14 protein-coding genes are annotated in these 13,275 nt (G+C 71.7%); 5 read left to right on the top strand and 9 right to left on the bottom strand.

Features of this window, described 5'->3' with window-relative positions; all coding sequences use genetic code 11:
- Positions 1-736: 736 nt before the first annotated feature.
- The 5 genes from FJE54_RS05960 to FJE54_RS05940 all read left to right on the top strand — a co-directional run bounded on the left by FJE54_RS05960 (position 737) and on the right by FJE54_RS05940 (position 6,759).
- Entirely contained in the window at positions 737-1,291 is a 555-nt protein-coding gene (locus tag FJE54_RS05960) for a hypothetical protein (RefSeq protein ID WP_139651791.1), read from the top strand.
- Complete coding sequence (locus tag FJE54_RS05955) at positions 1,288-1,662, top strand: single-stranded DNA-binding protein (protein ID WP_139651790.1); 375 nt, start codon at positions 1,288-1,290, stop codon at positions 1,660-1,662. The genes FJE54_RS05960 and FJE54_RS05955 overlap by 4 nt, the downstream gene beginning before the upstream one ends.
- Complete coding sequence (locus tag FJE54_RS05950; RefSeq protein ID WP_139651789.1) at positions 1,631-5,977, top strand: SpaA isopeptide-forming pilin-related protein; 4,347 nt, start codon at positions 1,631-1,633, stop codon at positions 5,975-5,977. Before FJE54_RS05955 ends, FJE54_RS05950 begins: the two co-directional genes overlap by 32 nt.
- A gap of 223 nt (positions 5,978-6,200) precedes the next feature.
- Positions 6,201-6,470 carry a helix-turn-helix domain-containing protein gene (locus FJE54_RS05945; RefSeq protein ID WP_139651788.1) on the top strand — a complete coding sequence of 90 codons (270 nt, stop codon included), beginning with the start codon at positions 6,201-6,203 and terminating at the stop codon, positions 6,468-6,470.
- Positions 6,463-6,759, top strand: coding sequence for a helix-turn-helix domain-containing protein (locus tag FJE54_RS05940; protein ID WP_139651787.1), 297 nt, complete (start codon positions 6,463-6,465; stop codon positions 6,757-6,759). The genes FJE54_RS05945 and FJE54_RS05940 overlap by 8 nt, the downstream gene beginning before the upstream one ends.
- A gap of 244 nt (positions 6,760-7,003) precedes the next feature.
- Here the strand turns inward: FJE54_RS05940 and FJE54_RS05935 are convergent, their stop codons facing one another.
- From FJE54_RS05935 to FJE54_RS05895, 9 genes are all read right to left on the bottom strand, one after another.
- Positions 7,004-7,732 carry a DUF4013 domain-containing protein gene (locus FJE54_RS05935; RefSeq protein WP_139651786.1) on the bottom strand — a complete coding sequence of 243 codons (729 nt, stop codon included), beginning with the start codon at positions 7,730-7,732 and terminating at the stop codon, positions 7,004-7,006.
- 140 nt (positions 7,733-7,872) lie between these two features.
- Entirely contained in the window at positions 7,873-8,148 is a 276-nt protein-coding gene (locus tag FJE54_RS05930) for a hypothetical protein (protein ID WP_139651785.1), read from the bottom strand.
- 4 nt (positions 8,149-8,152) lie between these two features.
- On the bottom strand, positions 8,153-8,383 hold the full coding sequence (locus FJE54_RS05925; RefSeq protein WP_139651784.1) for a helix-turn-helix domain-containing protein: 231 nt from the start codon (positions 8,381-8,383) through the stop codon (positions 8,153-8,155).
- A gap of 29 nt (positions 8,384-8,412) precedes the next feature.
- Positions 8,413-9,456: a DUF5067 domain-containing protein gene (locus FJE54_RS05920; RefSeq protein WP_139651783.1), complete on the bottom strand. Its 1,044-nt coding sequence runs from the start codon at positions 9,454-9,456 to the stop codon at positions 8,413-8,415.
- A 75-nt stretch (positions 9,457-9,531) separates the two neighbouring features.
- The gene (locus FJE54_RS05915; protein ID WP_139651782.1) at positions 9,532-10,773 is read right to left on the bottom strand and encodes an InlB B-repeat-containing protein; all 1,242 of its coding nucleotides are present in this window, start codon (positions 10,771-10,773) and stop codon (positions 9,532-9,534) included.
- Between the two features lie 42 nt (positions 10,774-10,815).
- Complete coding sequence (locus tag FJE54_RS05910) at positions 10,816-11,403, bottom strand: hypothetical protein (protein WP_139651781.1); 588 nt, start codon at positions 11,401-11,403, stop codon at positions 10,816-10,818.
- A 22-nt stretch (positions 11,404-11,425) separates the two neighbouring features.
- The gene (locus tag FJE54_RS05905; RefSeq protein WP_139651780.1) at positions 11,426-12,019 is read right to left on the bottom strand and encodes a hypothetical protein; all 594 of its coding nucleotides are present in this window, start codon (positions 12,017-12,019) and stop codon (positions 11,426-11,428) included.
- A gap of 4 nt (positions 12,020-12,023) precedes the next feature.
- A complete protein-coding gene (locus FJE54_RS05900; RefSeq protein ID WP_139651779.1) occupies positions 12,024-12,923 on the bottom strand; it encodes a DUF5067 domain-containing protein in 900 nt (299 codons plus the stop codon).
- Positions 12,924-12,939: 16 nt separating this feature from the next.
- Positions 12,940-13,227: a LysR family transcriptional regulator gene (locus FJE54_RS05895; protein ID WP_139651778.1), complete on the bottom strand. Its 288-nt coding sequence runs from the start codon at positions 13,225-13,227 to the stop codon at positions 12,940-12,942.
- Positions 13,228-13,275 lie beyond the last annotated feature (48 nt).

The raw sequence follows: 13,275 nt of genomic DNA, 5'->3' as shown, positions 1-13,275 counted from the left end.
GGCGCCGACGTCGCCTCGACGCTCTCGGCCCTCGCGCGACGAGGGTTCGCCGTCGCGGTGGTGGACGACGAGTCGATGCCGGAGGGCGGACCTTCCGAGGAAGGCGTCCTGGACTACGTGTTCAGCCCGGAGGGCACCATGAGAATCGTGTTCCTCGCGTCGCCGTCCAGGCCGGCCGACGACCCGTACCTCGGAAGGCTCGTCGCCGCGGGGGTCCGCGACATCGTCGTGCCTTCCGCCGGCCACGTCACAAGGACGGTGCTGCCGCGCAGGATCGAGGCCCCGGCGCTGCCGTCCGACGTCGCGGGGTGGGCGGAGGAGGCGCCTGCCCGCCGCAGGCCCAAGCGGCCCGCCGTTCGGCCGCAAGAGGCGCCCGCGCCCCTCCCTGCCCCCGGCGCCTCCCGCGCGCGAGGCCTCCGAGGATCCTGGGAGCCGGAGCCTGCGGCGGCGCTGGCCGGGGGGAGGGAAGGCGCCGAGGACGCGCCGACGGCGGAGTTCGTGGACTACGGGCTGCTCGCCGCGAAGGTCCTCCCTCGCGAGGGAGGAGATCCGGGAAGTCGCGGCCGAGGCGGCCGCCGAGGCCGTCGCCTCCGCGCTCGCCGATGGCGCGAGGCCCAGGCCCGCACCACGCAAGCGTACGCTCGCGGTAGCCGGGGTGCGCCCGGGAGCGGGGGTCACGCACGCCGCCTTCGCCTGCGCCTTCTGGCTCGCCGCGCAGAAGGCGAGGTGCGCGCTCGTGCTCTCCGACGGCGACGAGTGGGCGCTGTACGCCTCGAGCGTGGTTGCGAGGGCCGAGGACCGCTTCAGGCTCCGGGGCGTCGACGTCTTCCGCGGCTGCGCGCCGAGCGCCGCGAAGGGCGACTACGATGCGGTCGTGGTCGACTGCGCGGTCCTCTACTACGGCCGCGACGTGCCGGAGCCCAACATCGCGGCCTTCAACCTCGCGGACGCCCGCGTTATCGTGACGGGCACGTCCCTGCCCGAGGCCGCCGACCTGAAGAGGTTCGCGTCGGAGGCCCCGCGCGACGCCGCCTCGTCGTCGGTCTGGGCCTTCGCCGACTCCAACGCCAAGGCCATGGACCGCACGGCCTCGTTCCTGAAGGACGCGCTCAAGGCCGAAGGGCTCAGGTGGGCCGCCATGCCCCACTCTCCCGATTTGCTGGACGTGGAGGCGGACCTGCCCGACATGGGCCCCTTCTGCGGCGAGCTCGCGCCGAGACGGCGCGGCCAGGGCAGGCCGGCCTTCAAGAGGAAGGGCGCCTCCGAGGCGAAGGGGGGCGGCGAATCATGAGGGACGAGAACCTCGCGGTCGTGTCGGGAACGGTCACCGCGGAGCCCACGTTCGGAGCGACGGGTGGCGGCGTCCCGGTCGCCAACGTCCGCGTCGTCGCCGTCACCGAGCGGGACGACGGGAGCTCGGCCGCGCCGCAGAGGGACTACTTCAACTGCTCGTACTACGCGCCCGACGCCCCGGAGAGGTTCGCCGGGGTCGCCCCCGGCGACAGGGTCTGCCTCGTCGGCAGGATCCGCAGCAGGCGCAGCGTCGGCGCGGACGGGTCGAGCGCGTACCACGCGACGCTGGTGGCGTCGGCCGTGAGCATCGAGAACGACGGCAGGAAAGGAGAGGGCAATGGAACGGACGGAAGCGGGAACGGCGCATAGGCGCTCGCCGAGGGAGCGCGGGAGGAGGGCGCGCGGGCTGGCCGCCGCGGCGCTCGCGCTTATCGTCGCGCTGCAGGGGGCGGCCTTTCCCCCGGCGGCGCGGGCGGACAGCTCCGTGACGGTGTCGAACACGGGCTCCGAGCTCTACGACGGGTTCGGGACGAACTACTTCAGGGCGGACGGGCACCTCGCCTTCTGCACCCAGCCCAACCTCGGCACCCCCGACGGACGGTACGCCTACGACGAGACCAAGGGGTCGGACAGCAGGGGCGCGGCGATCATATGCACGGCCATGATACTCGCGGAGCACGCGGTCGGGGAAGGCTACGGGAGCCGCAACGACGTGGCCGAGGTTGCCTCGCCGCTCTGGCAGCAGACCAGGCGCTGCCTCTCGATGCACAACGAGGACGACAGCTACTACGCGCGGCTGCACGTCATGCTCTCCTACGTGTTCGCCCAGGCATGGAACGGATGGTGCGACCCCTTCAACGGGACCAGCAACCGCGGCGAATGGGAGGAGCAGAGCAGGGCCTTCCACGAGCTCTGCTCGGCGATCGTCGACGGGGACGCGGTCGACGGCGTCGCGCCCGAGGCGGTCGAGGCCCTGCGCGACTGCGCCCGGCAGGCCACCGTCGGGGTCACCCGGGGCAACGGCAGCCAGTGCATCGCATGGCTCAAGTCCGCCCCCTTGGGCGGCTTCATCGAGCTGGTGAAGGAGAGCTCCGATCCGGGCGTCACGGACGGCAACCCGTGCTATTCCCTCGCAGGGGCCGTCTACGACGTGTTCAAGGCGTCGGGCGAGTGGGTGTGCTCGATCACGACGGACGAGAACGGGCGCGCCGGCACGGGGAGGATGCCCTACGGGGACTACTACGTGCAGGAGAAGACGTCCTCCAAAGGGTTCCAGCTCGACAGGGACAGGCACCATGCCACGCTGTCGGGGCGCACGGCCGCCGTCCGCGTCGCGGAGGTGCCCGGGCTCGACCCCGTCGCCGCCCTGCTCGGGAAGTTCGACGGCGAGAGGAAGTTCAACGGGAGCGCGAACCTGCCCCAGGGAAGCGCCGTTCTCGCGGGCGCCAGGTTCGAGGTGAGCTGGTACCCGGGCTACGTTCGGGGGATAGCGCCCGACGGCGAGGGGACGCACGACTGGAGGGTCGAGGCCGTCGACGGCGTCGAGGGGAACTGGGCGGCGGACTGGCCGTCCATCGCCCAGACGGCGCCCGGCCGCACCTGGACGATCACGACCGACGAGGACGGCTGGGCCACGATCCCCTTGGAGGAGAGGTTCGAGAACTCGCTCGGGCAGGTCGGGCTGCCCTACGGCACCCTGGTCGTCCGGGAGGTCGCCGCGCCTGCGGGGTACCTCCCCAACTCCACGGCGTACGTCCGCCAGATCGAACCGGGCGCCTCCGCGCCCAACGTCTCGACGTACGACATGCCGGAGGTTCCCGAGCAGGTGAAGAGGGGCGACGTCTCGCTCGTGAAGTTCGGCGAGACGGAGACGGACGAGGACAAGCAGCCGGAGGTCAAGGTGCCGCTCGCCGGCGTCGAGTTCGAGATCGCGAACCTCAACGGGAACCCCGTCATCGGGCCGGACGGCAAGGAGGCGGCCGAAGGCGGGGTCGTGTGCACGATCAGGACCGACGACGCGGGATGGGCCTCCACCGAGACGCTGCGCGCCCAAGGGGCGTCCGGCTCCCTTCCCGTTGGGCGCTACGAGGTGCGCGAGGTAGCCTCCACCGTGCCGCAGGGCTACAAGCGTGTCGACCCCTTCGAGGTCGAGGTCGTCGACGACGGGCAGGTCCTGCGCTACACGCTCGAGGACAAGACGGGCACCGCGATCCGCGTCGTCAAGCAGGACGCGGAGACCGGCAGGCAGGTGTCCGGCCGCATGACGTTCCGCGTGCTCGACGAGAGCATGGACGTCGTGACGCTCACCTCGCACTATCCCACCGTCACGGTCCACTCGGCCTTCACGACCGACAGCCGCGGCGCCTGCGTCCTTCCCGAGAAGCTCGCGCAGGGCCGCTACTACATCCAGGAGGCGCAGAGCCCGGAGGGCTACGTGCTGAGCCCCGACCCGGTGCCCTTCGCCGTCGACTCCTTCACCGTGGGCGCATGGGACGAGCCGATCGTCGTGACGGTCGCGAACAGCCCCCAGAAGGGGACGATCGCGATCACGAAGACCGACTCCGAGACGGGCGGCGCGATCGCGTCGGGCACGGCGACGTTCGCCGTAGAGGCCGCCGAGGACGTGGTCACGCCCGACGGGACGCTTCGCGCGGTCAAGGGCGAGGTCGTGGCAGAGGTCTCGACCGACGGGACCGGCACGGCGCGTACCGGCGAGCTCTACCTCGGCCGCTATCTCGTGCGCGAGACGGCCGCGCCCGCCCCCTACCTGCTCGACGGGAGCCCCGTCGAGGCGGTGCTGTCCTATGCCGGGCAAGAGGTCCCCGTCACCTCCGCCGCCGTCTCGGTTCCCGACGAGCAGGCCCGCGGGACGATAGAGGTCGTCAAGACCGACGCGGAGACGGGCAAGACCGTGCCCTTGGCGGGAGCCGAGTTCGACGTGGTGGCGACGGATGACGTGCTCGCCGGCGACGGCGCCGTCCTGGTAGAGGCGGGCGAGGTGGTCGAGCGCCTGGAAACCGACGGCTCCGGGCGCGCCGAGACCGGGCCGCTCTACCTGTCCGCCTACGAGCTCGTCGAGCGCGCCGCCCCCGAAGGCTACGTACTCTCCGACGAGCCGGTGAGGGTCGAGCTCGCCTACGCCGGCCAGTCGACGCCCGTCGTGAAGGCGTCCGCCGAGTACCCCGACGAGCCGCAGAAGGGGACGATCGCGCTGCGCAAGCACGACTCCTACAGCGGGAATCCGCTGCAGGGCGCGGTCTACGAGGTGCGGGCGGCGACGGACATCGCCACCCCCGACGGCACCGTCCGCCACAAGAAAGGGGAGGTCGTCTCGACCATGGAGACCGACGCCGAAGGCGTCGCCCGCTGCGACGAGCTCCACCTGGGCACGTACGAGGTCGTCGAGACGAAGCCCCCGGCGGGCTGCGCCCTTCCCGACGGCGACGAGGGCATCGTGGTGACGCTCGCGTACGCCGGCCAGGAGGCCGAGGCCTTCGAGGAGCGCGTGGGCGCCTACGACGCGCCCACGGAGGCGGACGTCGTCAAGACGCGCACCGGCACGGGCGAGCCGCTCGAAGGGGTCTCCTTCGCATGGTGGCCCGCGGAGGCGGAGATCGACGTAGACGCGCCGGAGGGGGCCGGCGCCGTCGGGATCGCGGTCGAGGCCCCGGAAGGCGTCGATGTCGCCGGCGTCTCGCTCGTACCCACCTCGGGCGGATCCGACGACGCCGGAGGAGCCTCCGACGAGGTCGCGGGCCGGGAGGCGGTCGGCTTGGAGGGCAAGGGAGGAGCCTGGATCGCCGAAGCGCCCTTCGGCAGCTACGAGCTGAGGGCCGCCATCTCGAGCGAGGAGGGCGAGCCGGCCGAGTTCGACATCGCGTCCGTCGACCTCTCGGCCGAATCCGACACCGCCGTGCTGCGCGCGTCTGCGTCGTGGGAGGGCGGGCCCGGCGCCGAGGCCCGAACCCTCGCCTGGTCGGTCGAGGAGGCGGACGTGCTCGTGGCCCCCGAGGCCCTGGAATCGGGCGCGACCGACGAGGAGGGCCGCATCGAGGCCCGCTACCTGGAGCCGGGCATCTGGAAGTTCCGGGAAACGGAGGCCCTGCCGGGATACGTGCTCGACGAGGATGTCCGCGAAGTCGTCGTCGACGACGGCGGTCGGATCGAGGGGAAGGCGCGCTTCGAGCTGGCCCTCGAGAACGACTTCACCAAGGTGCGGGTGTCGAAGCAAGACATCGCGGGCAAGGGAGAGCTCGCCGGGGCCGAGCTCGAGATGCGCGACGAGGAGGGCGCCGTCGTGGACTCGTGGACTTCGGACGGAGAGCCGCACATGATCGAGGAGCTGCCGGCGGGCGGTTACGTGCTCGTCGAGCGCGCGGCCCCCAAAGACTACGGGCTGGCCGAGGACGTGGCGTTCACGGTCGAGGAGACCGGGGAGGTCCAGCACGTGACGATGTACGACGAGGCGATCCCCGGGACCTTGGCGGCCCTGCTGCCGAAGACGGGCGACCCGCTGCCCTCGTGGGCGTGGCTCCTAGGCGCGGCGCTCGCAGCCGCAGCGGTCCTCGCGATCGCGGGGCCGCCGATCGGGCGCGGTGACAAGGATCGCCGGGAGCCTGGCAGCGGCGACGGAGAGGATGCGGCGGCGAGCGCCTCTCTGGGCGAGGGACGGCCCCGCCGGTAGGCGCGAGCCCGGAGGGAAGCCCGCCCCCTCCGGGCGCAATCCCTTTGGAGGATACGGAGATCGGGCTGAGCCCCCTCACGATCATGAGCCGCAAACCGCGAAAAGTGAGTCTGCGGGTCAGATTGGTTAGCATGAAAACCCGAAAGCCGAGCCGTGACATACAATGGAGGGACGGCCAAGTGAAATTGGCTTTCCATCTGGCAATATGGAAGGGATGGGAGGTATGGAGATGTACTACCCGAACCTCGATCTGGCTCTGACCGTGTACATGAAGCGGGTCGGCATGACGCAAAGCGACCTGGCCAAGGCGATGCCCATGTCAAGCAACAGCTTCAGCTGGAAACGGCGGGGCATTCGGGACTGGACCCTCCCCGAAGCGGTCAAGATAGCGGACATGGTCGGCATGTCGCTCGACGACCTGACGGGAAGGGGACCTTCGAGAAGAGCCGGGCGCCAGGAAGCCGTGCAGTGGAAGGATCCGAAGCATGGCTAGGAGCGGGCGAGGCGACCGGGGATACTCGGCTGCAGGCGAGGCGAAGAACCTCGAGAAGGCCTGCCTCGAGGCCGATCCCGAGAGGATCTACCTGCCGATGCTCGAGGGACTGCCCTACATGATGAACACCCGCCAGGTAGCCGAGGCCCTGAACGTCACGGCCCAGGAGATCCGCAAGCTGCTCAACGGCGGCGAGCTCAGGGGCACGAGGGTGGGAACGACCTGGATCGTCCCGAAGCCGCAGCTGCTCCGCTACCTGTACGAGAACCACAACTACCCTCGGGATTAGGGAGCCTGCCGAAGAGGCCGACCTGCTGGACGAGAGCACGGCCAACCGAATACCATCGTTTTTTCGAAGACGCCGAAAGGCGCCTTTCTCGTCTTATGGCAAAGATTACGAAATGATCATGTTTGAAAACCAAGGCAGACAGAAAGCCCGACACGGCAAAGAGCGCTGCCGTCGCATCAAGCAAATATGCGAGGGCAGCGCTCTTGCAAATGACGAGATAGCTCGGTCTGGCGATCCGCAACCCTTATCTTCCCATCGGCACCTGCCATTCCAGCGGAGCCTGCGGCTGCGTCCAGTGCGGCGCGAAGCGCGCCACCCAGTGGCCGAACGCGCGGAACACGACCATCTGCATGCAGGCGGAGAGGAGCATGACCGCGTAGGCGATCAGGGCGCCGACCAGGAAGAAGGCCCCCACTCCGAGGAGGACGGCGGGGGCGGCCATCTCCGACCCCGTGCCCGCGAAGCCCGCCGCCGCGAACATCGGCATGATCGCCAGGAGCGCGATCGGCACGGCCACCACCGAGACCGCCGCCGACGAGATCAGCGACGGCGCCCACCAGGCGAGCATGGCCTGCCCCATGCCCGCCCGGAAGCGCGCCCATATCTCCGAGAGGTCGAACGCGGCCCCGAAGCGGCCGGTCAGGCCGATGCGCAGGAAGGCGGCGTACAGGAGCGGGTACAGGACCACCATGGCCGCGAGGGCCAGCAGGCCGAGGATCGGCACGAGGGCGACCAGCCCCACGACCGCGCCCGCGATGAAGCCCACCGCGAGGACGTAGAAGCCGAGCGCGAACGAGCCGTCCCTGAACGTCCCCTGGGGAAGCGCCTCGCGCCGTCCGCGCGCCGCGTCGCATCCCCACAGGAGCAGGTACCCGACGGCGAAGAAGTTCAGCACCGGCACCATCATGACGAGCGCGAGCAGCGCCGCCTTGCCGAGCCAGCCTTTCGAAGCGCGCACGTCGGCCCATGCCATCGACAGGACGCTCGGGACCGGCGGCTGGGCCGGCCGAGGGGCCGGCGGAGGGCAGGGAGCCTGTCCGGCGTATCCCGGAGGGGGAGGCGGCGGGCAGTCCCGAGGCCCTCCGCCGACGTTCGGGTCGTTCTCGTTCTCAGTCATCTCTCGTCCTTTCCTCGGCGCCCGTCGGCGCCCTCGATTCTGGTCCGGTCCAGCGCCTCGGCCAAGGCTCGCCTCGCGGACTCGCAGTCGCCGCGCGCGACGTAGCCCGGGCACAGGTAGGCGCCCGCCTCGTTCCATTCGTCGATCCCGAAGGCCTCGGCGTCGTCGATCCTCCTGATCGCGCTGGCGCAGAGGCCGGGAGCGGCCCGCAGGCTCGAGACGAACGTCGGCGAGGTCCTCAGCACCAGGTAGTCGAGCAGCCCTATCTCCACGGCGCTATCCCTCCCCTCCGGCTTCCCGGTCGAGCCCGGCGCGGACCTCCTGGCCGAGCGGGGTGGGGACGACGCCCCACGGCGCCCTGACGAACAGGTCCCCGCCGAGCTCACCCTCGAGGTCGCGCACGCGCCGGAGGGCCCCCTGGTACGAGATGCCGAGGCACCTCGCCGCGGCGGCGATGGATCCCTTCTCGTATGCGGCCGCGAACACGGCCATGCGCTTGTCGCGCATCTCCCCCTCCTCCCCGAGGGCCCGCCGGCTTACGCGGCCAGCTCCTGCTCCTCGTCGATGATGCCCTCCAGCTCGCTGGAGAGCGCCTCGGTGTTGGCCAAAAGCTCGTCTATCGTGTAGGCCCCTTCGAATACGGCCTGCTTGGCGTAGTGGTACTGGTCGTAGACGACGATCTCGACGTCCGACTCGGCGTCCCCGAGCTCCCAGCCGACGAACACCGGCACGGTCTCGCCGGGCGCGATGGACTCGTAGTTGAACGCGTCCGCGCCCCTCAGGTAGGCGGAGTAGAGCTCCCGGCCGCCCTGGGACGCGGTCGCGCCGAGAGCATCGGAGAACGAGACCGTCTCGTCCGACTCGTTCGTGAAATCCCCCACGAGGACGACCACCGGGGCCTCCGAGTACTCGTCGAGACCCACAACCGCCGTGTCCACCTCGAACGCGTACTTGGACGAGACGTCCGCCCCGCCGGCGATGATCACGTCGTCGGGATCCGCGGCCGAGCCGCCTGCAGATCCGCCAGACGGGTCCGCTTCGGAGCCTCCCCCGGTCGAAGGCCCCTGCGTCGCGGCCGGGGGCTCCGGCAGCGGGTCGGAGCCCTCGTGGATCCCCGCGACCGAGACCGCCCACACGCCCATGGCGATCGCCGCCGCCCAGACCAAGGTCCACAGGGCGCCCAAGCCGATGCCGACGAAGCCGCACACCCGGCCCGCCTTGGCGCGGCCGGCCCTGGGATCGCCCCCGCCGTCCTCGCCGAGCAGCTTCCGGTACGACCCCGCGACCAGGACGGCGGCTGCGCCCAGGGCGATGCCGAGCAGGGGGGCGGCGCACAGCACGATGGCCGCGATGCCCAGGGCGAGCGCGGCGGTCGCCTTCCCCGCGCCCGGCAGGGGCGCGGGCGGGGCGGCGGAAAAGGGCGGAGGAGCCGTCGCAGGCTGCCCGACAGGTGGCGGCGGGGCCGCCCCCCGTCGGGCTTCGGATTCTGCGAGGGGCCCGGGAACCCAGCCTTCCTCCTGGGCGCCACCGACCGAGGCCGGGACGTCGCCGCCGCCCGCCGTCGTCTCTCTGTCTTCCATGGTTCGCTCCGATCCGCCGCTTCGCAGCGGCATTGCCATGAGGTCCTCCTCGCGTCTCGCCTCGGGAAGGATTCGTCACTCGTCGTCCGCTGCGCCTCCCGGCCCCCGCCGGCCGAGCGCCGAGGACGCCGCGAGCGCGGCCGCGGCCGCTGCGGCCGCGGACAGGGCCGCCGGGACCGCTGCGGGGTCGCCCGTCGCCGCGAGCCGCTCTCCCGTCGCTTTCGCGTTCGCCGTGCCGTTCGACGGCCTGCCGTCCGGCTCCGAGGGGGCGCCGGCAGCCGGCTGGCCGCCGTCGCCGACCGGGGGCGCCTCCGTCCATTGCGCGACGAGCTCGAGCGACGCGACGGAGTCGTCCCCCGCGAGCGATTCGACCGAGTCGTCGGGCGCCACCGGCCTGCCCTGCCAGGCCCAGCCCGCGAAGGCGAAGCCCTCCCTCGTCGGATCGGCGCCCGAAACGGGCAGGATCCCCTTGTCGGAGAACCCGACGACCCGGCCGGCCACGGTCGCGGCGCCGTCCAGGGTGCCGCCGGCCAGGTCGTAGGACACCGCGCACTCCCTCGCCTCCCATACGGCTTCGAAGTCCAGGTCGGCCCGCTCCATCCACAGCGTCGGCTCGTACCACGCGGGCGGGCCGGAGGCGGGGCCGTCCATGTCGCGCCAGCCGACCAGCAGGTGACCCGGCCGGGAGACGGCGGGCGGCTCGCCGCGCTCGTCCAGGTAGTGCCGCTCGTACACGGCGACGACCTCGCTGCCCGAGCCCCTGTCGGCGTGGAACGAGATCGTGTAGACGGGCGCCGGGGCGTACTCGTAGCGGAAGGCGAGCGGGAACGCCACCGGCTCGACCAGCCTCATCTTGAGGTTGAAGGCGTCTCCTCCGATCTCGGACTGCCGGAAATGCAGGGCGGTCGCCCCGAGATCGAAGTCCCATGCCAGCAGGGAGGGCTTGCCCTCATCCTCGTCGTAGCGCGCGACCTCGGCGAAGCCCCCGGCGCCGTCGGAGACGGTCACGCGCAGAAACTCGCAGTCCCGGTGCGCGGGCACGCCTGACACGCTCAGCCAGGAGGGCTCCGCCGTCGAGCCGACCGTCACCGAGGCGCGCGGCGGGTCGTCCCTCGTCGCCTGCGGTATGTTCGACGACGTCGGTTGGTCCGGGTGCGTGATCCTCACGCACCCGTTCTCGGCCTCCACGCTCGCCGTCCCGGACGGATCGGCCCACGCCGCGCCCCGGGGCGCCAGCGCTCCCGCGCAGGCCGAGGCCAGCGCGGCCGCCCCCAGGGCCGCGAACGACCTCCTGCTCATGCTCGCATCCTTCTGCATCGATCTTCCTCTCTCCCGCGGAACGCCTCGTCGCCCGGGCCGCTACATCCCGAACATCTGCATGAGCGCGGCCTCGAATCCCGCGCCCGGCTCCCACGTGCTCCCGTTCAGCGCGTAGGGCAGGGTTATGGTCGTCGTCTCCAGGGGCGCCTCGGCCATCGCCTCCATGAACAGCTTGCCCACCGTCGACTCGTCGGCCCCTTCGGCAGGCGCGCTCTCCGCATAGCCCTCGACCTTGGCGTTGAACGCCTCGCCGACGGCCGCGAGCGACTTGCACGTGGTCTCGACCTCGACGGTCGCGGCGGAGCCGGACACCTGCACCTCTCCCACTTGGTAGTCGAAGCCCTCGAGCAGCGCCCGGGCGAGCCCCTCGCCGTCGACGCCGTACTGCTCGAGGCCGGCCGAGCCCGCGGCCATGCCCTCCATGACGTCGTCCCACGCCCCGCCCTCCATGGCCTTGATCTCGGAGAGCTCGGACTCCACGCCGCTGCGGATCAGCTCCTCCGGCGGCTGGCCGCAGCCGGAAAGCCCGGCCGCCAAGGCGACCGCCGTCGCCAGAGCCAGGGCGGCGAGGGCCGCCCTGGCAAGGATCGTCCCGTTGGCCAGGTTCTCGTTCTTCGCGTCTTCCATGTTCTTTCCTTTCCCGATAGGTTCATCTTCCTTGCTCGCTCCGCCCGCCGGGCGCCGCCAGCGCCCGGGCGAGCTCGTCCTCGCAGCCCTCGGCCGGGACCCACGAGCCGCCCTCCAGCTCGAAGGGGAGCTCTGCGGCCACCGTCTCCAAGGGGGCTTCCCTCACCGCCTCCAGGATCAGCTCGCCCGTGCGCTCGGCGGCCTCCTCGGGCGTGGCCGAGAGGAAGGCGTCGCTTCCCCGGTACTCGGCGAACGCGGCGGCGAACGAGGGCATCGCGCGGCCCATGGACTTGCGGGTCACGTCGACGTGTACCGTCGCCCTCGCGCCGTCCACGTCCGCCCCGCGGACCTCGAAGGACAGGCCCGCGAGCAGCTCCCGGCAGAACTCGGCCGCGTCCACCCCGTAGCGCTCGGTGCCCGCCCGTGCGGAAAGCGACGCCGCCGCGGCCTCGAAGGCCGGGCCGTCGAGGCTCGCGACGCCCTCGAGCTCGGCCGCCGCTCGTTCCTCGACCGCGCGCTCGGAGGCGCCGGCCGGCGCGCAGCCGGCGAGGCAGGCGAGCGCGATCGCCGGTGCGAGGAGGGCACCGGCCGCGCGGCGGCATGCGGGGCGGGCCATCCCCCTACGCCTTCGCGCCGGCGTCCGCGGCCGGGGCCTTGCCGGCCCCGGCGAGCTCGATGGTCTTCTCGAGCACCGTGCGCTGGTCGTAGCTCTCCCAGTCGACGGCCCTGAGCTCGACCGGCGAGCCCTCGTCGAGCAGCTCCCAGGCGGCCTGCACCTCGACGCTCGCGCCCTTCTTCACCTTGGCCGTCCTGTTCCCGTCCCTCTCCTCGTCGTAGGAAGGGTGCCGGTAGGGCAGGTAGCCCTGCTTGAGCTCCACGTCGCCCTGGTACAGCTGCACGTCGGCCGCGCTGCTGAACGACCTCGGCTCGTCGGCGTTGTTCGTGAACGTGAAGTCCACCACCACGAGGCCCTTGCCCTCGCCGTCGTCGGCGACCGTCGCGCCGCCCACCTCGAGGTCGAAGCCCGCCTCCGACTCGACCTTCTCGATCCGCGCGGGGTCGAGCGTCTCCCGGTAGAGCTCGACGGTCGACTTGCCGTCGGCCGTCGCGGGCGCGACGACGACCTCGACGGGATCGTCGCCCCTGAGCTCGAAGGCGACCTGGCTCCTGCCTTCCGCTCCGGGGGCCAGGTTCCCGCCCTCCGTCGGCAGCGCGCCCGGCACCTCGGGGGGCAGGTAGCCCTGCGGCAGCGCGGTGGCGCCCTGGGACGCGGTCGCGCAGGAGTACCCCACGTACCCGAGGGGCACGCTCTCCGCCCCGTTGTTCCTGACCGCGAGGTCCGCGACGAGCATCCTCTTGCCGTCTCGGCCCCCCGTCGTCCACGTGCGCTCGACGCGCACGTCGAACTCCGGGCCCGCGCCTCCCGCCGCGCAGCCCGAGAGGGCCGCCGGCGCGGCGATCGCGGACGCGAGCGCCAGGGCGGCGAACGACCGCCGCGTCATCGCCCTTCCTCTTTCCATGCAGATCTTCCTTTCACTAGTCGTTGCGGGGCCTCGGTTCCGGCCCGCGCAGCGAGGAGCCGAACGACTCGCACAGCTCGAACGCCTTGAGCGCCGTCCTCGCGTAGGGGAGGAGGGCCCGCGCCGCGTCGGTGGGGCGCGCGCCCCTCCCGCTTCGGTCGAAGAGCGTCCTGCCCAGCTCCCCCTCGAGGTCGCTCATGGCCTTCGAGACGTTCTGCACCGACATCCCGTTGCGCTTCGCGGCGCCCGAGAGGCTCCCCTCGTCGCATACGTCCGCGAACAACCTCAGCTGCCTTATCTTCATCGGCCTGCCCTTCGTCTTCCAGGCGCCGGGGCGCCGCTTCGGCGGCGC

Source organism: Raoultibacter phocaeensis (genome assembly GCF_901411515.1).
In the GTDB taxonomy this organism is placed as follows: domain Bacteria; phylum Actinomycetota; class Coriobacteriia; order Coriobacteriales; family Eggerthellaceae; genus Raoultibacter; species Raoultibacter phocaeensis.
Note: the sequence above shows the minus strand (reverse complement) of the source record. Positions and strands in the feature narration are given on the sequence as shown.